This is a genomic window from Roseomonas mucosa ATCC BAA-692 (assembly GCF_000622225.1).
Lineage (GTDB): Bacteria > Pseudomonadota > Alphaproteobacteria > Acetobacterales > Acetobacteraceae > Roseomonas > Roseomonas mucosa.
The window spans coordinates 46,890-68,845 of sequence record NZ_JHWD01000012.1 but is presented as its reverse complement, the minus strand read 5'-3'; the positions used below and the strand labels follow the sequence as shown (position 1 = coordinate 68,845).

The following is a 21,956-nucleotide window of genomic DNA, read 5'->3' as shown; positions in this document are numbered from 1 at the left end:
GCGCCGTTCTCGCCCACTTCGGGTCGGCTCCCGGGACAACACGCCTCGGGGCCGTGTCCGGGAACCATGCCGTCGGCGCGGGTTCGGAGGCGGCCGGCTGCCGCTTTTTGGTAACTGGAAGGTTACTCCTGCATCACGGCATGTCAAGCATCAACGGCGGATAGCTTGCAGGCAAAGGGATGAGGTGGATAATCCACGCCCGGGATACTTCGTAAATGTCTGGTTACTTTTGCTGCATTGCGGCAGGGAAACCTGGGGAGGAATCATGAGCGGACCCGCTGCCCTGCTGGCCTATGACCCGGGCCGCAATCCCGAAACCGTCTCCGCGGCGCAGCACGCGCAACTGCGGGAACTGCTGGATGTCCTGCTGCCCGAACCCGTACGCCGCTTCGACGACCCCGCGCTGGCACCGCTCCTGCCGGAGGTGGAGGTGCTGGTGACCGGCTGGGGCGCGCCGCGGCTGGACCGGGCGGCGCTGGAAGCCATGCCGCGCCTGCGGCTGGTGGCGCATCTCGCCGGCACGGTGAAGGGGCATCTCGCGCCCGAGACCTGGGAGCGCGGCATCCGCGTGGTCAATGCCGCCGATGCCAATGCGCTGCCGGTGGCGGAATACACGCTGGCGGCGATCCTCTTCGCCAACAAGCAGGTCTTCCGCCTCAACCGGCTGTACCGGGAACGGCGCGATGCGCCGAAGCCCTGGAGCAACCTCGCGCCGGGCCTGGGCAATTACGGCAAGTCGGTCGGCATCGTCGGTGCCTCCCGGATCGGGCGGCGGGTGATCGAGCTGCTGCGGCCCTTCGACCTGCGGGTGCTGCTGAGCGACCCTTTCGTGGGCGGGGAGGAGGCCGCGCGGCTGGGCGCCACCCCGCGGCCGCTGGAGGTCCTGCTCGCCGAGGCCGACCTGGTCAGCCTGCACGCACCGCTGCTGCCCGCCACGCGCGGCATGATCGGCCGGCGGGAACTGGCGCTGATGCGGGACGGCGCGGTGCTGCTGAACACGGCGCGGGGCGGCCTCGTGGACCAGGAGGCGCTGGTGGAGGCCCTGTCGGGCGGGCGGATCAGCGCGGTGATCGACGTGACGGAACCTGACCTGCTGCCGCCGGGGCATCCGCTCTACGACCTGCCCAACGTCTTCCTGACGCCGCATATCGCGGGGGCGGAAGGGCCGGAAACGCAGCGCATGACGGCGCTGGTGATCGAGGAGATCCGGCGCTTCCTGTCCGGGGAGCCCCTGCGCCACGAGGTCCGGGCGCAGGACCTGCCGCATCTGGCCTGAGCGGTGCCCCTTCCGGGCGCCCCCTTTGGGCTGTCAGTTCACGGTGATCCTCGCCTCCTGCACCACGCGGCCCCATTTGTCGCTTTCCCGCCGGATGGTGGCGGCGAGCTCCTCGGGCGTGGAGGAAACCGCGTCCGCTCCGGCGGCGGCGAGGCGTTCCTGCGCCCCGGGCTCGGCCAGGATCTCGCGGATCGCCTGGTTGTAGCGGGCGATGGCGGCGGCCGGTGTCCCGGCGGGGGCGAGGACCGCGCCCCAGGAGGTCGCTTCCGCCGCCGGGAGCCCGATCTCCGCCATGGTGGGAACCTCCGGCAACAGGGCCGAGCGCCGCGGGCCGGTGGTCGCCAGGGCGCGCACCGTCCCGGCCTGGATCTGGCCGAGGGCGGAGGGAAGCTGGTCCAGCATGAACTGCACCGTTCCGGCGATCGTGTCGTTCAGGGCCGGGGCGCTGCCGCGATAGGGAACGTGCATCGGCTGGATGCCGGCGGCGAGCCGGAAGAGCTCCGCCACCATATGGGTGGAACTGCCGGAACCCGCCGAGCCATAGCTGATGCCGCTGCCCTTCTCCTTCGCCAGCGCCACGAATTCCTGCGCCGTCCGCGCCGGCACCCCGGGGTTGACGATCAGCACATGGTCCGTGCCGAAGGCCATGGAGATGGGGGCGAAGCCCTTCACCGGATCGAAGCCGAGGTTGCGGTACAAATGCTGGTTGATGCTCAGCGTTCCCATGGTCGCCATCACCAGCGTATGGCCATCGGCGGGGGAATGCGCGGCATTCTCCATGCCGAGGTTGCCGCCGGAGCCGGTGCGGTTCTCCACCACCACCGGCTGGCCCAGGCGCTGCTGCAATCGCTCCCCCAGCACGCGCGCCACCACGTCGGTGGCGCCGCCGGCGGGGAAGGGGACGACGAAGCGCACCGGATGGGTGGGGGCCCAGGCGCCGCCGCCCTGGGCGCGCGCCAGGGACGGAAGGGCCACGGACGGAAGGGCCAGCCCGGCGGCCAGGAGGCCGCGTCTTGCGATGAACATTCCCGTTGTTTCTCCCGAACGCGTTCTTCTTGATGGGGGGCGCGGGCCGTCGCGGGCCCGCGCCGCAGCTTCGCCGGAAGACCGGCCATCCCCCTCCCGTGCCCGGCGGGGCGCGGAGGGTGTCAGCAGGCGCTCTGGTGGCGCTCCTTCAGCAGCGGCAGCACCTCGTCCGGGTCGCGTGCCCACCAGCGGCGCGACAGGATCTCCACCTCCGCCCCGCCGGGCCAGCCGGCTTCCTCCGCCATGGCGCGGATGGCGGGGATGTCGATCACCCCGTCGCCCGGCAGGCCGCGGTCGAAGACCGTGTCCGTGGTGGGCACCAGCCAGTCGCAGGTGTGGAAGGCGGCGATCCGTCCCCGGGCGCGCCGCATCTGCCGGGCCAGGTCCGGGTCCCACCAGACATGATAGACATCCAGCGCCACGCCGCTGCCGCGCCCCAGCTCCTCGCAGAGATCCAGCGCCTGCCCCAGCGTGGCGAGCACGGAGCGGTCGGCGCAGGTCATCGGGTGCAGCGGCTCCAGCGCGATGGTGACGCCGGCATCGCGCGCCTCGCCCATGATGGCGTGCAGCCCCTCCCGCACCATCTCCCGCGCCCCGGGCAGGTCCCGGGAACCGGGCGGCAGCCCGCCGCAGACCATCACGAGACAGGCGGCGCCGATGGCATGGGCCTCGGCGATGGCGCGGCGGTTGTCCTCGATGGCGGCGGCCCGCCCCGCCGCGTCGGGGGCCGTGAACATGCCGCCGCGGCACAGGCCGGTGACCGTCAGCCCGGCGTCGCGGATCTGCCGCGCCGCCTCTTCCACCCCCATGGCCTGCAGCACGTCGCGCCAGGGGGAGATGCCGGGGATGCCGTGCCGGGCACAGCCCTCGATGCATTCCGCCAGCCCCCAGCGCTCCTTCACCGTGGCGGTGTTGAGGGAAAGGGGTCCGGGATCGCTCTTCGCCATGCTCATGACACGCCGTGCACCGCGAGGATCTGCCGCATCCGCGCGGCGGCAAGGTCCGGGTCGCGCAGCAGACCGGCCTTGTCGGCGAGACGGAAGAGCTCCGCGAAATGGCCGATGGAGCGGGCCGACTGCTGCCCGCCGACCATGGTGAAGTGGTCCTGGTGCCCGTTCAGCCAGGCCATGAAGACCACGCCCGTCTTGTAGAACCGGGTCGGCGCCTTGAAGATATGCCGGCTGAGCGGCACGGTCGGCGCCAGGATGTCGTGGAAGCCTTGCAGGTCGTCGCGCGACAGGCAGGCCAGCGCGCCGCCCACCGCCGGGGCGATCGGATCGAAGATGCCGAGCAGCGCGTCGGAATGCCCCTCGGAATCCCCGGCGATCGTTTCGGCGTAGTTGAAGTCGTCGCCCGTGTACATCCGCACGCCTTCGGGAAGGCGGCGGCGCATGGCGATCTCCTTCTCCTTGTCGAGCAGGGAGATCTTCACCCCGTCCACCCTGGCGGCATGGCCGGCGATGACCTCCAGCGCCACCTCCATCGCCTTCCAGTGGTCGTGATGGCCCCAGTAGCCCTCCAGCGCCGGGTCGAACATCTCGCCCAGCCAGTGGATGATCACCGGCTGCCGCACCTGCCGCAGGATGCGGTCATAGACGCGCACATAGTCGTCCGGCCCGCGCGCCGCCCGGGCCAGGGCGCGGGAGGCCATCAGGATGATGCGCCCGCCCATGCCCTCGACGGCGGAGCACTGCTCCTCATAGGCACGGATCACGTCGTCCACCGTGACATCCGGGCCGGGCGCCAGATGGTCGGTGCCGGCGCCGGAGGCCATCACCGCGCCCGGCACGTCCTTCATCGCATCGAGCGAGCGCCGGATCAGCTCCTGCGCCCCCGTCCAGTCGAGGCCCATGCCGCGCTGCGCCGTATCCATCGCCTCGGCCACGCCCAGGCCCAGCGACCAGAGGTGGCGGCGGAAGGCGATGGTGCGGTCCCAGTCGATCCTCACGTCGAGCCAGGGGTCCTGCTCCGCCAGCGGATCGGCCACCAGATGCGCGGCGGCCAGGGCGATACGCGGGAAGGGCGGCTTCGCCACGGGGAACTCCCGTGGCGCGCCCGTGGTGTAGGGCGCCAGGCGCCCCTCGGCGCCCGGCAGGGTCAGGGTCGGCACAGGGTCAGACCTCCAGCTTCGGCAGGTCGATCCAGCGGCGCTCGGCCCAGGACTTCAGGCCGGCCTCGGCGAGCTGCACGCCCTTGGCGGCGGCCAGCAGGTTCCACTTGAACTCCGGCAGCTCGCCCGCGACATGGCGCAGGAACAGCTCCCACTGCACCCGGAAGCCGTTGGGATAGGGCTGCGTGTCGGGGATCTCCTCCCAGCCCGCGAAGAAGTCGATGGGCTGCGGCGTGTCGGGACTCCAGACGGGCTTCGGCGTGTTCACACGGCTCTGCGTCCGGCAGGTCATCAGCCCGGCCACGGCGGAACCATGCGTGCCGTCCACATGGAAGGTCACGAGGTCGTCCCGCCGCACCCGCGTCACCCAGGAGGAATTGATCTGCGCGATCACCCCGCCCTCCAGCTCGAAGGTGGCGTAGGCGGCATCGTCGGCATCGGCCTCGTAGGCCTCGCCCTTCTCGTCGATGCGGCGCGGGATGTGCGTGGCGCCCAGGCAGGAGACCGCCTTGGTCTCGCCGAACAGGTTGTCCAGCACGTAGCGCCAGTGGCAGAGCATATCGAGGATGATGCCGCCGCCCTCGTCCTTCTTGTAGTTCCAGGAGGGCCGCTGCGTCGGCTGCAGGTCGCCCTCGAAGACCCAGTAGCCGAACTCGCCCCGCACCGAGAGGATCTTGCCGAAGAAGCCGCTGTCGATGGCCATCTTCAGCTTCACCAGCCCCGGCAGGAAGAGCTTGTCCTGCACCGCGCCGTTCTTCACCCCCGCCTTGCGGGCGAGGCGGGCCACGTCCAGCGCGTCCTCCAGGTTATCGGCGGTCGGCTTCTCGGTGTAGATGTGCTTGCCGGCGGCGATGGCCTTGCGGATCAGCGCGGCGCGCATCTGCGTGGTGCCGGCGTCGAAGAAGATCTCGTCTTCCTTGTTGGCCAGGGCCTCGTCGAGATCGGTGCCGACGCGCTCCACCCCGTGCGCCCGGGCCAGGGCCTCCAGCTTCTCGCGGTTGCGGCCGACCAGGATCGGGTCGGGCATCAGCCGGTCGCCGTTCTTCAGGGGGACGCCGCCATCCTTCCGGATCGCGGCGATCGAGCGGATCAGGTGCTGGTTCATGCCCATGCGCCCTGTCACGCCATGCATGATCAGGCCAATGCGACGTTCCGCCATGACGATTCCATCCCGTTCTCAGGTAACTGCATGGTTACCTAAGAACGGGACTGCCCCGCCGGTCAAGCACGAAGATAGCCCAGGATCACATCCACGCAGTGATCCTCGCGCAGCCCCAGCGCCACCTCGGTGGACAGGTCGGTCTTGAAGATGGCCGAAAGGGTATGGAGGTTGGCCACGTAGAAATGGCCCACCGCCACGATCGTCACATAGGTCTGCAAAGGATCGGCATCGCGCCGGAAGACGCCCGCCTCGGCGCCCCTGACCAAGACATCCCGCACGGATTCGAGCAGCGGCGAGTAGAGCGCCCGCACCTGCTCGCTGCGCCCCAGGTAACTGGCCCGGTGCATGTTCTCCTGGTTCAGCAGGGTGACGAACTCCGGATGCCACGCCGTGTAGCGAAGGTTGAAGCGCACCAGCCGTGCCATGGCCTCCACCGGCGGCAGGCTGCCGACGTCGAGCGCCCGCTCCTCCTCCCGCTTGGCGCCATAGACATGCTCCAGGACCTGGATCCAGAGCTCCTCCTTGCTGCCGAAATGCACATAGAGCATGCGCTTGTTCACCCCGGCCCGGGCGGCGATCTCGTCCACCCGGGCCCCGGCCAGGCCATTGGCGGTGAACTCGACGACCGCGGCGTCCAGGATCTTCCGGCGGGTGGTCTCGGCGCGCTTGCTGCGCTGCGGGATGAGGATGTCCGACATGGTTCCGCAAAATTGCCGTGGAGGATGCACAAGACCAGCGGAAAGAACGCTCGTGTGCGATCACGACCGATCATATCCGTGCTTGACACGAAGGGAGGCGCCTCCCTAGCGTGGGAACCAACCGGTTACCTGCTTGCTGAGTAGGGGCTGACGGACATGGCCGCAAGAGCCATGGGGAGGACGACCGATGACGAAACCCGGAAACGGGGCGGGGGATCATGCAGATCGCCGCCGCTGAAACGGGCTGGACCGCCGCCCGGAAGCGGAAGGCCAGCCGGAAACGCTGGGCAAGCCTGCCCGGCTACCTCTTCCTGCTGCCCTGGCTGATCGGCTTCTTCGGGCTGACGCTGGGGCCGGCCCTGGCCTCGCTGGCGCTGTCCTTCACCCATTTCGACCTGATGACGGACCCGCGCTGGGCGGGGATGGCCAACTACCGGCGCATCCTCTTCTCGGACACCAAGTTCTGGGAATCCCTGCGCGTCACCTTCACCTATGTGGTGCTGACCGTGCCGCTGAAGCTCGCCTTCGCCCTGGGCGTGGCGATGGTGCTCAACAAGGGCATCCGCGGCCTCACCATCTACCGGGCCATCTTCTACCTGCCCTCCCTGCTGGGGGCGAGCGTGGCCATCGCGGTGCTGTGGCGGGAGATCTTCTCCGGCACCGGCCTGCTGAACCAGCTCCTCGCCCTGGTCGGCATCCAGGGGCCGAGCTGGATCGCCAACCCGGATACGGCGCTCTACACGCTGGTGGTGCTGGGCATCTGGCAGTTCGGCAGCCCGATGATCATCTTCCTGGCCGGGCTGCGGCAGATTCCGCAGGACCTGTACGAGGCCTCCAGCCTGGACGGGGCCTCGCCGCGCCGGCAGTTCTTCCGCATCACCCTGCCGCTGCTGACGCCGATCATCTTCTTCAACTCCATCGTGCAGGTGATCGACGCCTTCAAGGCCTTCACCCCCGCCTTCATCATCAGCGAGGGCACGGGCGGGCCGGTGAACTCCACCCTGTTCTACACCCTCTACCTGTTCCAGGAGGCCTTCAGCTTCTTCCGCATGGGCTATGCCTCGGCGCTCGCCTGGGTGCTGGTGCTGATCATCGCGGGCTTCACCGCGGTCTCCTTCCTCTCCGCGCGCTTCTGGGTGCATTACGATGAGTGAGGCCCTCCGCCACGGCGGCCCCCGCGCGGCGGCAAGCGGCCGCCCGGTCCTGAAGCATGCGGTGCTGATCGCCGTCGCCTTCTGCATGCTCTACCCGCTGCTCTGGATGCTCGCGAGCTCCTTCCGCAGCAGCCAGGACATCTTCTCCACCATCTCGATCATCCCGCAGAGCCTCAGCCTGGAGGCCTATGTCCGCGGCTGGAACAGCCTCCAGGTCAGCTTCGGGCGGTTCTTCTGGAACTCGGCAGTGATCGCGGTGCTGTCGGTGATCGGCAACGTCGTATCCTGCTCGCTGGCGGCCTATGCCTTCGCCAGGCTGCGCTTCCGGGGCAGGAACCTCTGGTTCGCGCTGATGCTGGGCACGCTGATGATGCCCTATCACGTCACGCTGATCCCGCAGTACATCCTGTTCCTGAACCTGGACTGGGTGAACACCATCCTGCCGCTGGTGGTGCCGAAGTTCCTGGCCACGGACGCCTTCTTCATCTTCCTGATGGTCCAGTTCTTCCGCAACATCCCGCGCGAGCTGGACGAGGCCGCCATGATGGACGGGTGCAGCCCCTGGCGGATCTACTGGAAGATCATGCTGCCGCTTTCGCTGCCGGTGATGGCGACAGCCGCGATCTTCTCCTTCATCTGGACCTGGGACGACTTCTTCGGGCCGCTGATCTACCTGAACGACATGGAAACCTACACGGCCCAAATCGGCCTGCGCTCCTTCGTGGATTCGGGCGGGGAATCCGACTGGCCGGCGCTCTTCGCCATGTCCGTCCTGGGCCTGGTTCCTGTCTTCCTCTTCTTCCTCTTCTTCCAGCGCCTGCTGATCGAGGGGATCGCCACCACGGGGATGAAACGATGACCGGCCTGAACCTGCGGCACGTCTTCAAGCGCTTCGACCAGCATGCCGTGCTGCATGACGTGAACATCGACATCACGCCCGGCGAGTTCGTGGTCTTCGTCGGCCCCTCGGGCTGCGGCAAGTCCACCCTGCTGCGCATGATCGCGGGGCTGGAAAGGATCTGGGACGGCGCTCTGGTGATCGGTGGGGATGTGATGAACGACGTGCCGGCGGCGCAGCGCGGCATCGCCATGGTCTTCCAGTCCTATGCGCTCTACCCGCATATGAACGTGTACAAGAACATGGCCTTCGCGCTGGAAACCGCCCGGATGCCGAAGCCGGAGATCGACCGCCGTGTGCGGCAGGCGGCGGAGGTGCTGCAACTGAGCCATCTGCTGGAGCGCAAGCCGAAGCAGCTCTCGGGCGGGCAGCGCCAGCGCGTGGCCATCGGCCGCGCCATCGTGCGCGAGCCGGGGATCTTCCTCTTCGACGAGCCGCTGTCGAACCTGGACGCCGAGCTGCGCGTGCAGATGCGGGTGGAGATCGCCAATCTCCACCGCAAGCTCGGCAACACGATGATCTACGTGACCCACGACCAGGTGGAGGCCATGACCATGGCCGACAAGATCGTGGTGCTGCGCGCCGGGAAGGTCGAGCAGATCGGCTCGCCGCTCGATCTCTACAACAACCCGGCCAACCGCTTCGTGGCCGGCTTCATCGGCAGCCCGAAGATGAACTTCCTGTCGGTGGCCCCTGCGCCGGGGGGGGAGGGCGTGATGCTGGGCGGCCAGGAGGTGCGCCTTCCCGGCCTCCGCCCGCCCGCCGAGGAAGGGCTGGTGCTGGGCATCCGGCCCGAGCATCTGCGCGCCGGAAGCGACGGCGTGCAACTCGGCGGCCTGCGCGTGCAGCTCGTGGAACAGCTCGGCAGCGCCTCGCTGGTCTATGGCCAGACGGCGGACGGACAGGCCGTGACGCTGCAACTGGAAGGACAGCGCCGCATCCATCCGGGCGAAAACATCCCGATCACCTGCGATGCGGGGGATTGCCACCTGTTCCGCGCCGACGGCTCCGTCTGCCCGCGCCTGGCGCCGGTCCTGTCCATGGGGAGTGAGTATGTCGCTTGATCTCGCGCAGCAGCGGATTGCGCTGGTCGGCACGGGCCATCGTGGCACCGGCATGTGGGGCAAGGAGCTGCTTTCCCGCCTCGGCCCGCAGGTGGATCTCGTCGGCCTCTGCGACATCAACGGGATGCGCGCCCACCGCTCGCAGCGCGCGATCGGCACCAACGCCCCGGTCTTCACCGATTTCGGGGAGATGCTGTCCACCCTCCGTCCCGCCACGGTGATGGTCTGCACCCGCGACGACACGCATGACGACCTGATCGTGCAGGCGCTGGAGGCAGGCTCCGACGTCATCACCGAAAAGCCCATGGCCACCACCGCGGCCAAGTGCCGCCGCATCCTGGAGGCGGAGGCGCGGACCGGGCGCAAGGTGAATGTCGCCTTCAACTACCGCTACGCACCCTTCGGTGCGAAGATCAAGGAACTGCTGATGGAGGGTGCGATCGGGGAGATCACCTCGATCGACTTCCACTGGTATCTCGATACGCGCCATGGGGCGGACTACTTCCGCCGCTGGCACGCCTACCAGAAGAACTCCGGCAGCCTTTTCGTCCACAAGTCCACGCATCATTTCGACCTGCTGAACTGGTACGTGGCGGACGAGCCGAAGGAGATCTTCGCGCGCGGCAACCTGCGGCACTACGGCGCCAACGGCCCCTATCGCGGCGAGCGCTGCCACGGCTGCCTCCATGCGGCGGATTGCGACTTCCACCTCGACATCGCCGCCGATCCCTGGCTGGAGATGCTCTACGAGGACCCCTCGCGGGAGGACGGCTATGTCCGCGACGCCTGCGTCTTCCGCGAGGACATCGACATCTACGACACGATGAGCGCCTCGCTGGTCTATGGCAACGGCGTGCAGGTCTCCTACTCCCTGAACGCCTGCATGCCGGTCGAGGGGCACCACCTCGCCTTCAACGGGCGCAAGGGGCGGCTGGAGATCCGGCACAAGGAGAAGGACCCCTTCGGCATCGGAGACCATGACGAGATCCTGCTGATGCGGAACTTCGGCCCCTCCGAGACCATCCGCATCACGCGCGAGCATGGCGGCCATTTCGGCGGCGACAAGCGCCTGCAGGCCATGCTCTTCGATCCGGAGATGCCTGACCCCCTGCACCAGCGCGCCGGGGCGCGGGCCGGCGCGCTGTCCGTGCTCTGCGGCGTCGCGGCGGTGGAAAGCGTGAAGACCGGCCGGGCCGTGCCCGTGGCCGCGCAGCTCGGCTGAACGGAAGCAAGAAGAACCAATCGGAGGAAGCATGTCCACAAGACGGAACCTCATGCTGGGCGGGATGGCCTCGCTGGGTCTTCTCGCGGGCGGCGGCGGACTGGCCAGGGCCCAGGCGGCGCCGGTGCGGCTGCGCATGACCTGGTGGGGCACCAAGGAACGGGCGGACCGCACCATGAAGGTCAGCGCCCTCTACAGCCAGCTCCATCCGAACGTGTCGGTGGACAGCGAGAACATGGGCTGGAGCGACTACTGGCCCAAGCTCGCCACCCAGGTCGTCGGCCGCAACGCGCCGGACCTGATCCAGATGGACTACCGCTACCTCTTCGAATACGCGCGGCGCGGCGTGCTGCTGCCGCTCGATTCCCATGTGCCCGGCACGCTGCAGATCAGCGACTGGGACCCGAAATTCGTCGATGTCGGCAAGGCGGCCGGCAAGCTCTACGGCGTCAATTTCGGGGCCAACTCGCCCTCGATGATGTTCAACCGCACGGTGCTGGAACAGTCCGGCCTGCCGCTGCCGACACCCGATCTGACCTGGGACGCCTATGCGAAGCTGGGCGCGGAGATCACCCGCAAGGCCAACAGGGCCGACTTCTACGGGCTTTCGGATGCCGGGCAGCAGGAGCCGATCCTGGAGATCTTCCTGCGCCAGAAGGGCAAGCTGCTCTACGCGCCGGACGACAAGCTGGGCTTCGCCACCGCCGACATGGAGGAATGGTTCGGCTACTGGGACCGCCTGCGCAAGAGCAAGGCCTGCGTGCCGGCGGAGGTGCAGGCCCTCTACCAGAACAGCCTGGAGACCAGCCCGCTGACGCTGGGCAAGGCGGCCATCGACTTCGCCCATTCCAACCAGCTCGTGGCGATGCAGAAGCTGAACCGCGACCGCGTCACCATGACCATGGTGCCCACCATCGCCCCCGATGCCCCGCCCGGCCAGTACCTGAAGCCGTCGCAGCTGCTGAGCGTCTATGGCCGCTCGCCCCGGGCGGAGGAGGCGGTGAAGCTGCTGAACTTCTACGTCACCGATCCGCGCGCCGGCGAGATCCTGGGCGTGGAGCGTGGCGTGCCCATCGCCAATGCCCAGCGCGAGGTCATCAAGAAGGGCATGGACGAATCCAGCAAGGAGCTGGTGGCCTATATCGACATGGTCAGCACGCGCGTCGGCCCCGTGCCGCCGCCGCCGCCCAAGGGCGCGGGCGAGATCGCCAACATCCTGAAGCGGACCAACGAGGAGATCGGCTTCGGCCGCCTTTCGCCCAGGGACGGCGCCAGGCGCTTCGTGAACGAGGCCAATGACGTGCTGGAGCGCGGCTGAACCATGGCACCGTTCCGTTTCGCGGTCATCGGCATCAACCACGACCATATTCACGGCATGATGCGCGCGATGCGGGAGGCCGGCGGGGAATGCGCCGGCTTCCACGCGCCGGAGGACGACCTCGCCGCCACCTTCCAGGACCGCTACCCGGAGATCCCGCGCATCGCCGATCGCCGGCGCATCCTGGAGTCCCCGGAGATCGGCCTGATCCTCAGCGCCGCCATCCCCGCCGACCGCGCCGGCATCGGCATCGAGGCGATGCGGCATGGCAAGGACGTGCTGGTGGACAAGCCCGGCATGCTGACGCTGGAGGATCTGGCGGCGGTCCGCGCGGCGCGGGCGGAAACGGGGCGCTTCTTCAGCATCTTCTTCTCGGAACACCTGGACCAGCGCTCGACGGTGCGGGCCGGGGAGCTCGTGCGCCAGGGCGCGATCGGCGAGGTCGTGAACACCGTCGGCCTCGGCCCGCACCGCCTCAGCGCCCCGAAGCGCCCGGACTGGTTCTTCGACCCCGCCCGCAACGGCGGCATCCTCACCGACATCGCCAGCCATCAGGCGGAGCAGTTCCTCTTCTTCGCCGATGCGATGGGCCAGGGGATAGGCCAGGGGATGGGCCAGGGCGTGGAGGGCGAGGTCCTTTCCGCCACGGTCGGCAACCGCGCCCTGCCGGAACACCCCCGCTTCCGCGACTTCGGCGACATGCACCTGCGCGCCGGCAAGGTGACCGGCTATGTCCGGGTGGACTGGTACACCCCCGATGCGATGCCTGTCTGGGGCGACGGGCGACTGGTGATCCTCGGCACCCAGGGCACGATCGAGCTGCGGAAGTATTTCGACCCCGAGGGACGCCCGGGAGGCGATCACCTCTTCCTCTCGAACCGGGACGGCGTCCGCTACATCGACTGCAACGACACGGTGCGGCCCTTCGGGCGCCTCTTCGCCAACGATCTGCGCGACCGCACGGAAACCGCGATGCCGCAGGAGCTCGGCTTCAGGGCCATGGAACTCGCCCTGACCGCCCAGGCCATGGCGGATCGCGCCTTCGCCGGGATGTGAGGAGTCGGACCATGCCCATCAGACGCAAACTCGCCATCGTCGGCGCCGGGATCGGCCGGCGGCACATGGAGGAAGGCTACCTTCCCTATCTGGACCTCTTCGAGGTGGTCGCGATCTGCGACATCGACCCGCAGCGCCTCGCCAGCTTCGCCGCCGACTACGGCATCCCCCGCGCCACGCAGAGCTTCGCCGAGGTGCTGGCCATGCCGGATGTGGAGATCGTGGACATCTGCACGCCGCCTGGCCTGCATGGCGAGCAGATCATGGCCACGCTCGCCGCCGGCAAGCACGCGGTCTGCGAGAAGCCCCTGGTCGGCTCCCTGCGGGAGGTGGATGCGGTGATCGCCGCCGAGGCGCGCTCGCCGGGCCGGGTCATGCCCATCTTCCAGTACCGCTACGGCGACGGCTTCCAGAAGGCGAGGCACCTCGTCGAGAGTGGCATCGCCGGCCGCCCCTATCTGGCGACGGTGGAGACGGCCTGGCAGCGCCTGCCGGAATACTACGCCGTGCCCTGGCGCGGCCGCTGGAGCACGGAGCTGGGCGGCACGCTGATCACCCATGCGATCCACCCGCACGACATGCTCTGCGAGCTGATGGGGCCGATCCGCGACGTCTATGCCCGCACCGCCACGCGCGTCCATCCCCATATCGAGGTCGAGGACTGCGCCGTGGCCAGCCTGACCATGGAAAGCGGCGCCTTGGTTTCGCTCGCCGCCACAGTGGGATGCCAGGAACAGATCACCCGCCTGTACCTCTGCTTCGAGAACCTGACCTTCGAGAGCAGCCCCGGCCCCTACAACCCCGGCGAGGACCCCTGGCGCATCGTCCCGCGCGACGCCGCCACGGCGGCCCGGGTCGAGGAGGCGCTGCAAGGCTGGGTGCCGGTGCCCCCGCGCTTCACCGGCCAGATGCGCGACTTCCACGCCGCGCTGGAAAGCGGCGGCGCATTGCCGGTGACGCTGGCCGATGCCCGCCGCTCGCTGGAACTGCTGACGGCGATGTACCATTCCGCGAAAACCGGCGAGGCCGTCCTCCTGCCCATCGGCCCGAACCATCCGCGCTATGCGGGCTGGCGGCCGCTGGAACAGGCCGCCGCCTGAGAAGGGAAGGGGAGGGGAAACACCCTCCCCGCCCTCAGAACAGGTCTTCCAGCCGGCAGTTGACCAGCAGCTCCGCCACCACCGCCTCGTCCGGCAGCAGCAGGCAGGTCTCGATCAGCCGGGCGAGATCGGCCGGCTGCGTCATCTTCTCGCGCGGCCAGCTCGTGACATGGCCGGTCATGTCCGTATTGACGAAGGAAGGGCAGACGGCGGTGGCGCGGATGCCCTGTTCCCAGCCCTCGCGCCGCACCTCGTGCGTCAGCGCCACCACGGCGAACTTGCTCATCGCATAGCCGAGATTGGCGTTCTTCACCCGCTTGCCGGAAAGCGAGGACAGGTTCACCACCCGCCCATGCCCGGCGGCCACGAGATGCGGCCAGGCGAGGCGGATCAGCCGCGCCGGTCCCTTCACGTTCACCCGCCACAGCGCGTCCAGCGCCGTCTCGTCGGCATCGTGCAGGCCGGCCATGGGGTTGATCCCCGCCGCGTTCACCAGCCCGTCCAGCCGCCCGTGCCGCGCCAGGGTCCCGGCCACCCAGCCCTCCGCGCTGGCCAGGTCCTCGGCATCATAGCGATGGCGGCTCAGGCGCGGATGCTCCGGCAGGGCATCCGGGCTCCGCATCCCGGCGGAAACGGTGAAGCCGCTCTCCAGCAATCGCTCCACCACCGCCCGGCCGATGCCGCGCGAGGCACCGGACACCATCGCCACGCGCCCCTGGGATTCCAGCATCAGATCGTCCTCCGCGGCATCACGACAGGCTGGCCGCTTCGAGCGTGGCCGGGGAATAGAAGGTCAGCGGCCCCGGAAGGTTGACGAAGCCCTTGAGCGCCGAGGTCATGGCATAGCCCTGCGAGCGGTAGCAGAGGCCCAGCATCGGCACGTTCTCCACCACCAGATCCTGCACCCTGGCATAGATCTCCTTGCGCTTCGACACGTCGCTCTCGGCGCGCCCCTGGGCCAGCAGCTCGCTCAGCCCCGGCGTGGTGAAGCCGGTGCTGCGGATGTAGGAGGCGGGCAGGCTGTTGTCGATCATTGGACTCAGCCCGTCCGGATCGGTGATCTCCACCGCCGTGCCGCCGATGGCGAGGTCATACTGGCCGCGATTGCCGAGCTGCACGCGCGTCGCCCAGTCCGGCAGGTTCATCTGCACCTGGATGCCGATGGCGGCGAGGTTCTGCTGCACCACCTCGGCCGTGTCCTTGTGCATGCCGTACTGCGCCGTGGAGAGCAGGTTGCAGGAGAATCCCTCCGCCACTCCCGCCTTGGCGAGCAGCGCCCGGGCCTGCGCGGGATCGAAGCGGAAGGTGCTGTTCGCGCTTTGGGAATAGAACGGGTTGGCGGGCAGCAGCGGAACGCCGTGGATCGGCGTGCCGCGCCCGAAGAAGGCGCCCTTGATGATGTCGTCCCGGTTGATGGCGAAGCCGATCGCCTGCCGCACCAGCGGATTGGCCAGCGGCCCGCTGCGCCCGTTGAACTGCAGGTACATGAAGGGGCCGTTCTGCGTGTCCAGCCGCAGCTTCGGCTCGGACTCGATCCGCCCCATGGACTGCCACGGCACATAGTCGATCAGGTCCACGTCGCCCGCGATCAGCGCCGCCACGCGGGCATTCTCGTCCGGATAGGCGACGGCGCGCACGCCCTTCAGCTTCGGCAGGCCGGGCCTGTAGAAGCCGGGGAAGGCCTCCAGCTCGATCGAGGTGCCGCGCTCGGCGGACTTCATGACGAAGGGGCCGCAGCCCACGCCCACCCCGCCGCGCTCGATCGAATCCTTCTGCACGATCGGCATGAAATAGGTCGCCAGCCATTCGGGGATGGTGACCATCGGCTGCTTCATCACCAGCCGCACGGTGCGGGTATCCGGCGTCTCGATGCGCTCCACCGCCTGCATCTGCGGGCGCATATAGGCGGTGGACTTCTCACCCCCGACCTGCTCCAGCGTCCATTTCACATCGGCGGAGGTCATCTTCCGGCCGTTGTGGCAGGTGACGTCACGCAAATGGAAGACCCAGTCCTTGCCGTCGGCCTCCCAGCGCTCGGCGATCTCGCCTTGCAGCCTGCCATCCCCGTCGAAGGACAGCAGCCCCCGGTGCATCAGCGACACCACCGTGCCGGCGGCCGAGCCGGCATTGATCCAGGGCGTCAGGTTGGGCGGATAGGAGGAAAGGCCGAGGCGCAGCACGCCGGAGGATTCCGCCGCCCGGGCGGCGAGACCCAGCAGTGGCAGGGCCATGCCGGCCCCGAGCAGCGAGCGACGGGCGATGCGTGGAGACATGGTTCGTCAATCCTTACCCAGGGTCAGCAGGAGGCGTTCAGGACGCGCCGTAGACGCGGCGCGCGGTTCCGGGGTCGATGCGGCGTTCCGCCACGTCGCGGGCGACTTCCGCGGCGGTGCGGCCGGAAGGCGGGCCATAGCCCCCGGCACCGGGGGTGACGATCTCCACCACCTGTCCAGGCCTGAGCACGCCGGAACCGTGGTCGAAGGGCGCCACGCCCTCCCCATAGACGAAGCCGCCCATGCCGCCCGGCAACCCGCCGGCCAGCCCCCAGGGCGCGGAGCGCAGGCGGGAGCCGTCCACGCGCAGCCGGCACTCGGCCTCGGCGCGATAGACCCGGCGCAGCCCCATGCCGCCCCGATGCGTGCCGCAGCCGCCGGAACCGTCCACCAGCTCATAGCGCAGCAGGGTCAGCGGATATTCCAGCTCCAGCGCCTCGGCCGGGAGGTTGGAGGTGTTGGTCATGTGCACATGCACGCCATCCAGCCCGTCCTTGTCGTGACGCGCGCCGGAACCGCCGCCGATGGTCTCCAGATAGACCCAGATCTCCCCCGTGCCCGGCTGCGTGCCGACGAAGGTGGCGGAGGCGACGGAGCCGTTGCAGGCGGCGATCACCCGCTCCGGCACCACCTGGGCCAGCGCGCCGTGGATCAGGTCCACCACGCGCTGGCAGGCGGCGATGCGCCCGTTCACCGCTGCGGGGGCGGTGCAGTTGACGATGCTGCCCTCCCGCGCCGTGACCGCCAGCGGCCGGGCGAGGCCGGCATTGGGCAGGATGGTCGGGTCCACCACCGTCTTCACCGCGTAGTACACGGTGGAAAGCAGCGCGGTGTAGACCATGTTCAGCCCGGCCCGGACCTGGTCCGGCGCCTCGAAATGCAGGCGCATCTCGTCGCCCGCCACGGCGATCTCGCAGGACATCGGCAGGTCCCGGTCGATCTCGGGATTGTCGAACAGGTCCTCGAAGCGGTAGGTGCCGTCCGGGATGGTGGCGATGCCCGCGCGCATCTTGCGCTCCGCATAGTCCAGCAGCGCATCGCCCGCCGCCAGCACCGTGTCCGTGCCGTATTTCGCGCAGAGCGCCTGCATCCGCTCCACGCCCAGCCGGTTCGCCGCCATCTGCGCCCGCAGGTCCGACAGGCGCTCGCGCGGCACCTGGCAGTTCAGCAGCAGCAGCTCCTGCACATCCTTCTGCAACTCGCCGGCGCGGTACAGACGGATCGGCGGGATGCGGATGCCTTCCTGGAAGATGTGGGCATGGCCGCGATCGGCGAAATCGGCATGGTGCGCCGTATTCACCGCCCAGGCGACGATGCGGCTCGTCCCGCCATCCTCCACGAAGACCGGCTCGGCCAGCACGATGTCCGGCAGGTGCGTGCCGCCGCCCTCATAGGCGTCGTTGCCCATGAAGACGTCGCCCGGCCGCATCTCCGCGACCGGATGCCGCTTGAGGATATGCGGAATGATCCCGATGAAGGAACCGAGGTGCATCGGGATGTGCTCGGCCTGGCACAGCGTCTCGCCCGCCGTGTTGAACAGGGCCGTGGAGCAGTCCCGCCGCTCCTTGATGTTGGTGGAATAGGAGGCGCGCACCAGCGCCTCGCCCATCTCCTCGGTGATCGAGGACAGGGCGGAGGAGATCACCTCGACGGTGATGGGATCGACCACAGCCCGGTCTTTCGCGGCGGCGCTCATGCGGCCTCCAGGATCAGGTTCAGATAGGGTTCGACGCGGGCGACCATGGCGGGCAGCACCACGGTGGTGGTGTCCATCTGCTCGATGATGGCCGGGCCCTGGACGGCATTGCCGGGCCGCAGCTTCGCCCGGTCGTAGATGGGGCAGGGGGTCCAGCCGCCCGCCTCGGGCATCCAGACCTCGCGCTCGCCGATCCGCGCGGCGGAGGCATCCGGCCCCACCTCCGGCCGCGGCTGGAAGGCGGCCTTTCGCACCACTCCCGTCGCCTCGGCGCGATAGGTGACGAGCTGCACCGTCTCCCCCTCCGCCACGAAGCCGTAGCGCTGCCGGTGCGCGGCGGCGAAGCCTTCGGCCAGGGCATCGAGCGTCGCGCTCCCGATCTCCCCCTCGGGAAGCGGGATGCTCAGCTCGTAGTTCTGCCCGGCATAGCGCATGTCCACGGTGCGCTTCAGGCGCCGTGCCTCCGGCGCGATGCCCTCGGCCTCGAACCAGGCCCGCGCCTGGGTCTCCAGCCCGGCGAAGGCTTCGCGCATCAGCGGCAGCGAGCCCTCCCCCAGCACCGCCAGCCGCGTGGAGGCGAAATCCGCCCGCAGGTCGGTCAGCAGCAGCCCGGTGGCGCAAAGGATGCCCGGCGTCAGCGGCACCAGGATGCGGGAGATGTCGAGCTCCTTCGCCAGCCGCGCCGCATGCAGCGGCCCGGCGCCGCCGAAGGCCACCAGCGTGTAGTCGCGCGGATCGTGCCCGCGCTGCACGGAGATGACGCGGATGGCCCGCGCCATGTTCGCCGTCACCACGCTGATGATGCCCTGCGCCGTGGCCATGACGTCCAGCCCCAGCTTCTCCGCCAGCCGCCCGATCGCCTCCTTCGCCAGGTCCTGCCGCACCGGCATGCGCCCGGCCAGCAGATGTGTCGGGTTCAGCGTCTGCAGCACCACGTTCGCATCGGTGGTGGAGGGCTCGGTGCTGCCCTTGTCATAGCAGACCGGCCCGGGAAAGGCGCCGCAGGAGCGCGGCCCCACCTTCAGCAGCCCGCCGCTGTCCACATAGGCGATGGAGCCCCCGCCCGCGCCCACCGTGTGGATGTCGAGCATCGGCGCCTTGATCGGATAGCCATGCACCTCGGCCTCCCCGGTCAGGCGGCACTGGCTGTCCTTCAGCAGCGCCACGTCGGTGGAGGTGCCGCCCATGTCGAAGGTGATCAGGTCGGGGATGCCGACCATCCGCCCGATCTCCTGCGCCGCCACCACGCCGGTCGAGGGGCCGGACAGCACGGTGCGGACGGGCAGCCGCGCCGCCGCCTCGAAGCCGATCACGCCGCCATTGCTCTGCGTGAGCTGCGGCGTGACGGCGAGGCCGAGGTCGCGCAGCCGGGCGGAAAGCCGGCGGATATAGCCCTCCATCACCGGGCCGAGATAGGCGTTCACCGCGGTGGTGGAGAGCCGCTCGAACTCGCGGAACTCGGGCGCCACCTCGTGGCTGGCGCAGACGAAGGCCTCGGGGAACTCCTCCTCCACGATGCGCTTCGCGGTGGCCTCGTGCTCCGGTCGCACGAAGCCATAGAGGAAAGAGATCGCCACGGACTTCACCCCCGCCGCCCGCAGCGCCCGTGCGGCCTCGCGCACCGCCTGCTCGTCCAGCGCGGTCTCCACCCGGCCGTCGTGGTGGACGCGCTCCGGCACCTCCAGCCGCAGGTCGCGCGACACCAGGATCTCCGGCTTGTCGGCCTGCAGGTCATAGAGCTCCGGCCGCTTCTGCCGCCCGATCTCCAGCAGGTCGCGGAACCCGTCCGTGGTGATCAGCCCGGTCCTCACGCCCCGGTGCTGGATCAGCGCATTGGTCGCGACCGTGGTGCCATGGCCCAGGAAGCCCACCTCGCCGGCCGCGACGCCGACCTGGCCGATGCCCTCCTCGAAGCCCTGCGCGATGCCGCGCGAGGGATCGTCCGGCGTGGAAGACACCTTCCACACCGCCATCCGCCCGGTCTCCTCCTCGAAGAGGCAGACATCGGTGAAGGTGCCGCCGGAATCCACTCCGATACGCCAGACCATCCGATCGATCCCCTCATCCGGTTCCGGGCCGGGCATGTGCCAGGCCCTGTTCGTCGCCCCAGTCCTGCCGGCATCCCGCCGCCGATTCCGGCACTCTCCACCCACAACGGGCAGGATGTCTTCATGCGCTGCGGCAAGCCGCCTGTCCGGGCTGGATGCCCTGGCCAGAAGCAAGAGCCGGGCCAGGAACGATGCCCCTACCTTGGCCGGGGCGGGGGTGACGCGGAAATTCCGGTATACCCGGCCAGCCACCATCCGCCGGGGCCGGTTTTCCAGCCGGCCACACCACCGGGGAAGCGATGCGGGCTTGCGACGGTCCGGAACTTGCTGCTCCAGTTCTCCTGTATACCGTCGGGGTCGCCCGCCCGGCACCATCCGCCATCCGGGCGCTGGAGAAACAGAGACACCATGTCCCCACCCGTCGATCCCGTGGAATCCGATCCCAGCCTGCCGGCGCGCGTCGATGTCGTGGTGATCGGCGGCGGCATCATCGGCGTCAGCACCGTGCTGGCCCTGGCCGAGAAGGGCATCTCCGCCGCCCTCTGCGAGAAGGGCCGCATCGGCGGGGAGCAGTCCAGCCGCAACTGGGGCTGGTGCCGCACCATGGGCCGCGACCCGCGCGAGATCCCGCTCAGCATCGAGGCGCAGCGCATCTGGCGCGGCCTCGACCGACGCCTGGGCATCGACACGGGCTACCGCCAGTCCGGCATCGTCTATCTCTGCGAGGGGCCGGCCGACATCGCCCGGCACGAGGCCTGGCTGGAACACGCGAAGCTCTACCAGCTCGACAGCCGCATGCTCGGCACGGCGGAGGTCGATGCGGTGCTGCCCGGCTCCGCCCGCCGCTGGCCGGCCGCGCTCTACACCGCCAGCGACGGACGCGCCGAGCCGCAGCGCGCCGCCCCGGCCATCGCCCGCGCCGCGCGGGAGCGGGGCGCCGCCATCCTGACCGGCTGCGCCGTGCGCGGGCTGGACCGGCAGGGCGGCCGCATCGCCGGGGTGGTGACGGAGAAGGGCCGCATCGCCTGCGATTCCGTGGTGCTGGCGGGCGGCGCCTGGTCGCGCCTGTTCTGCGGCAATTCCGGCTTCGACCTGCCGCAGATGAAGGTGCTGGGCTCGGTGCTGCGCACCCAGCCGCTGGAGGGCCTGCCCGAAACCGCGGCAGCCGCCTCGGACTTCGCCTTCCGCAAGCGCGCCGATGGCGGCTACACCATCTCGCAACGGGCCGCCGTGTCGGACATCACGCCGGACAGCTTCCGCCTCTTCCTCGACTTCCTGCCCAATCTGCGCGCGACCTGGAGCGACCTGCGCCTCCGCATCGGCGGCCGCTTCCTGGAGGAATGGCGCATCCCGCGCCACTGGGGGATGGAGGAAGCCTCGCCCTTCGAGGCGGTGCGGGTCCTCGACCCCGTCCCCTCCCGCGCCCTGCTCGACGGCGCCCGTGCCAACCTGACGCGCGCCTTCCCGGGCTTCGCCGCGATGCGGGTGGCGCAGGAATGGGGCGGGCTGATCGACGTGACGCCCGATGTGGTGCCCGTCATCTCCGCGGTGGAGCGCATCCCCGGCCTGCACATCGCCACCGGCTTCTCCGGTCATGGCTTCGGCATCGGGCCCGGGGCGGGGCGCCTGATGGCCGATCTGGTGGCCAACGACACCCCGATCGTGGACCCGGCGCCCTTCCGCCACGACCGTTTCCGCCGCATGGCGGCCTGACGCCAGGGCGGCCCCGCCGGGGCCGCTCCTTCCCACCCCTGGCCCACCCCTGGCCCACCCCTGGCCCCCACCCCGCACCCAGGCGGCGAAGTCCCTTGACCAGATCATATCATATGAGACACATCTTCCCGGAAGCGTACAG

At 69.4% G+C, this 21,956-nt stretch carries 18 protein-coding genes; 9 read left to right on the top strand and 9 right to left on the bottom strand.

What is annotated here, in order from left to right:
* The first annotated feature begins 265 nt into the window (after positions 1 to 265).
* On the top strand, positions 266 to 1,276 hold the full coding sequence (locus BT98_RS0113600) for a hydroxyacid dehydrogenase (RefSeq protein WP_019460363.1): 1,011 nt from the start codon (positions 266 to 268) through the stop codon (positions 1,274 to 1,276).
* A 33-nt stretch (positions 1,277 to 1,309) separates the two neighbouring features.
* On the opposite strand, the gene BT98_RS0113595 is transcribed toward BT98_RS0113600, so the two are convergent.
* The 5 genes from BT98_RS0113595 to BT98_RS0113575 form a co-directional block, all read right to left on the bottom strand.
* Positions 1,310 to 2,302, bottom strand: a complete 993-nt coding sequence (locus tag BT98_RS0113595) for a Bug family tripartite tricarboxylate transporter substrate binding protein (protein WP_019460362.1) — start codon at positions 2,300 to 2,302, stop codon at positions 1,310 to 1,312.
* A 122-nt stretch (positions 2,303 to 2,424) separates the two neighbouring features.
* On the bottom strand, positions 2,425 to 3,255 hold the full coding sequence (locus BT98_RS0113590) for a sugar phosphate isomerase/epimerase family protein (protein WP_019460361.1): 831 nt from the start codon (positions 3,253 to 3,255) through the stop codon (positions 2,425 to 2,427).
* Complete coding sequence (locus tag BT98_RS0113585) at positions 3,252 to 4,412, bottom strand: dihydrodipicolinate synthase family protein (protein ID WP_019460360.1); 1,161 nt, start codon at positions 4,410 to 4,412, stop codon at positions 3,252 to 3,254. The genes BT98_RS0113590 and BT98_RS0113585 overlap by 4 nt, the downstream gene beginning before the upstream one ends.
* A gap of 4 nt (positions 4,413 to 4,416) precedes the next feature.
* Positions 4,417 to 5,571, bottom strand: coding sequence for a Gfo/Idh/MocA family protein (locus tag BT98_RS0113580; RefSeq protein ID WP_019460359.1), 1,155 nt, complete (start codon positions 5,569 to 5,571; stop codon positions 4,417 to 4,419).
* A gap of 62 nt (positions 5,572 to 5,633) precedes the next feature.
* Positions 5,634 to 6,272, bottom strand: coding sequence for a TetR/AcrR family transcriptional regulator (locus BT98_RS0113575; protein WP_019460358.1), 639 nt, complete (start codon positions 6,270 to 6,272; stop codon positions 5,634 to 5,636).
* A 218-nt stretch (positions 6,273 to 6,490) separates the two neighbouring features.
* Here BT98_RS0113575 and BT98_RS0113570 point away from each other — a divergent pair, with 218 nt between their 5' ends.
* From BT98_RS0113570 to BT98_RS0113540, 7 genes are read left to right on the top strand one after another with little or no spacing between them, the layout of a single operon-like run.
* Positions 6,491 to 7,426, top strand: coding sequence for a carbohydrate ABC transporter permease (locus BT98_RS0113570; protein WP_019460357.1), 936 nt, complete (start codon positions 6,491 to 6,493; stop codon positions 7,424 to 7,426).
* Positions 7,419 to 8,285, top strand: a complete 867-nt coding sequence (locus tag BT98_RS0113565; RefSeq protein WP_019460356.1) for a carbohydrate ABC transporter permease — start codon at positions 7,419 to 7,421, stop codon at positions 8,283 to 8,285. The genes BT98_RS0113570 and BT98_RS0113565 overlap by 8 nt, the downstream gene beginning before the upstream one ends.
* Positions 8,282 to 9,388 carry an ABC transporter ATP-binding protein gene (locus BT98_RS0113560; RefSeq protein WP_027297245.1) on the top strand — a complete coding sequence of 369 codons (1,107 nt, stop codon included), beginning with the start codon at positions 8,282 to 8,284 and terminating at the stop codon, positions 9,386 to 9,388. Before BT98_RS0113565 ends, BT98_RS0113560 begins: the two co-directional genes overlap by 4 nt.
* A complete protein-coding gene (locus BT98_RS0113555) occupies positions 9,378 to 10,610 on the top strand; it encodes a Gfo/Idh/MocA family protein (RefSeq protein ID WP_019460354.1) in 1,233 nt (410 codons plus the stop codon). Before BT98_RS0113560 ends, BT98_RS0113555 begins: the two co-directional genes overlap by 11 nt.
* A 31-nt stretch (positions 10,611 to 10,641) precedes the next feature.
* Entirely contained in the window at positions 10,642 to 11,928 is a 1,287-nt protein-coding gene (locus BT98_RS0113550) for an ABC transporter substrate-binding protein (RefSeq protein WP_026033062.1), read from the top strand.
* A 3-nt stretch (positions 11,929 to 11,931) separates the two neighbouring features.
* Entirely contained in the window at positions 11,932 to 12,984 is a 1,053-nt protein-coding gene (locus BT98_RS0113545) for a Gfo/Idh/MocA family protein (protein ID WP_019460352.1), read from the top strand.
* 11 nt (positions 12,985 to 12,995) lie between these two features.
* Positions 12,996 to 14,084: a Gfo/Idh/MocA family protein gene (locus tag BT98_RS0113540; RefSeq protein WP_019460351.1), complete on the top strand. Its 1,089-nt coding sequence runs from the start codon at positions 12,996 to 12,998 to the stop codon at positions 14,082 to 14,084.
* Between the two features lie 34 nt (positions 14,085 to 14,118).
* On the opposite strand, the gene BT98_RS0113535 is transcribed toward BT98_RS0113540, so the two are convergent.
* From BT98_RS0113535 to BT98_RS0113520, 4 genes are read right to left on the bottom strand one after another with little or no spacing between them, the layout of a single operon-like run.
* Positions 14,119 to 14,814 (bottom strand): SDR family NAD(P)-dependent oxidoreductase, encoded by a 696-nt coding sequence (locus tag BT98_RS0113535; RefSeq protein ID WP_019460350.1) that lies wholly within the window; start codon positions 14,812 to 14,814, stop codon positions 14,119 to 14,121.
* A gap of 19 nt (positions 14,815 to 14,833) precedes the next feature.
* Positions 14,834 to 16,357 (bottom strand): ABC transporter substrate-binding protein, encoded by a 1,524-nt coding sequence (locus BT98_RS0113530; RefSeq protein ID WP_019460349.1) that lies wholly within the window; start codon positions 16,355 to 16,357, stop codon positions 14,834 to 14,836.
* Between the two features lie 37 nt (positions 16,358 to 16,394).
* A complete protein-coding gene (locus tag BT98_RS0113525; protein WP_019460348.1) occupies positions 16,395 to 18,053 on the bottom strand; it encodes a hydantoinase B/oxoprolinase family protein in 1,659 nt (552 codons plus the stop codon).
* The gene (locus BT98_RS0113520) at positions 18,050 to 20,101 is read right to left on the bottom strand and encodes a hydantoinase/oxoprolinase family protein (RefSeq protein WP_026033061.1); all 2,052 of its coding nucleotides are present in this window, start codon (positions 20,099 to 20,101) and stop codon (positions 18,050 to 18,052) included. Before BT98_RS0113520 ends, BT98_RS0113525 begins: the two co-directional genes overlap by 4 nt.
* A gap of 408 nt (positions 20,102 to 20,509) precedes the next feature.
* Here BT98_RS0113520 and BT98_RS0113515 point away from each other — a divergent pair, with 408 nt between their 5' ends.
* Positions 20,510 to 21,814 (top strand): NAD(P)/FAD-dependent oxidoreductase, encoded by a 1,305-nt coding sequence (locus tag BT98_RS0113515; protein ID WP_019460346.1) that lies wholly within the window; start codon positions 20,510 to 20,512, stop codon positions 21,812 to 21,814.
* Positions 21,815 to 21,956: the final 142 nt, after the last annotated feature.

What these genes read in the sequence shown, in the direction of transcription:
- BT98_RS0113600 (WP_019460363.1), top strand. Translation starts at nt 266, where the DNA reads ATGAGCGGACCCGCTGCCCTGCTGGCCTATGACCCGGGCCGCAATCCC.
- BT98_RS0113595 (WP_019460362.1), bottom strand. Translation starts at nt 2,302, where the DNA reads ATGTTCATCGCAAGACGCGGCCTCCTGGCCGCCGGGCTGGCCCTTCCG.
- BT98_RS0113590 (WP_019460361.1), bottom strand. Translation starts at nt 3,255, where the DNA reads ATGAGCATGGCGAAGAGCGATCCCGGACCCCTTTCCCTCAACACCGCC.
- BT98_RS0113580 (WP_019460359.1), bottom strand. Translation starts at nt 5,571, where the DNA reads ATGGCGGAACGTCGCATTGGCCTGATCATGCATGGCGTGACAGGGCGC.
- BT98_RS0113575 (WP_019460358.1), bottom strand. Translation starts at nt 6,272, where the DNA reads ATGTCGGACATCCTCATCCCGCAGCGCAGCAAGCGCGCCGAGACCACC.
- BT98_RS0113570 (WP_019460357.1), top strand. Translation starts at nt 6,491, where the DNA reads ATGCAGATCGCCGCCGCTGAAACGGGCTGGACCGCCGCCCGGAAGCGG.
- BT98_RS0113565 (WP_019460356.1), top strand. Translation starts at nt 7,419, where the DNA reads ATGAGTGAGGCCCTCCGCCACGGCGGCCCCCGCGCGGCGGCAAGCGGC.
- BT98_RS0113560 (WP_027297245.1), top strand. Translation starts at nt 8,282, where the DNA reads ATGACCGGCCTGAACCTGCGGCACGTCTTCAAGCGCTTCGACCAGCAT.
- BT98_RS0113555 (WP_019460354.1), top strand. Translation starts at nt 9,378, where the DNA reads ATGTCGCTTGATCTCGCGCAGCAGCGGATTGCGCTGGTCGGCACGGGC.
- BT98_RS0113550 (WP_026033062.1), top strand. Translation starts at nt 10,642, where the DNA reads ATGTCCACAAGACGGAACCTCATGCTGGGCGGGATGGCCTCGCTGGGT.
- BT98_RS0113545 (WP_019460352.1), top strand. Translation starts at nt 11,932, where the DNA reads ATGGCACCGTTCCGTTTCGCGGTCATCGGCATCAACCACGACCATATT.
- BT98_RS0113540 (WP_019460351.1), top strand. Translation starts at nt 12,996, where the DNA reads ATGCCCATCAGACGCAAACTCGCCATCGTCGGCGCCGGGATCGGCCGG.
- BT98_RS0113535 (WP_019460350.1), bottom strand. Translation starts at nt 14,814, where the DNA reads ATGCTGGAATCCCAGGGGCGCGTGGCGATGGTGTCCGGTGCCTCGCGC.
- BT98_RS0113530 (WP_019460349.1), bottom strand. Translation starts at nt 16,357, where the DNA reads ATGTCTCCACGCATCGCCCGTCGCTCGCTGCTCGGGGCCGGCATGGCC.
- BT98_RS0113525 (WP_019460348.1), bottom strand. Translation starts at nt 18,053, where the DNA reads ATGAGCGCCGCCGCGAAAGACCGGGCTGTGGTCGATCCCATCACCGTC.
- BT98_RS0113520 (WP_026033061.1), bottom strand. Translation starts at nt 20,101, where the DNA reads ATGGTCTGGCGTATCGGAGTGGATTCCGGCGGCACCTTCACCGATGTC.
- BT98_RS0113515 (WP_019460346.1), top strand. Translation starts at nt 20,510, where the DNA reads ATGTCCCCACCCGTCGATCCCGTGGAATCCGATCCCAGCCTGCCGGCG.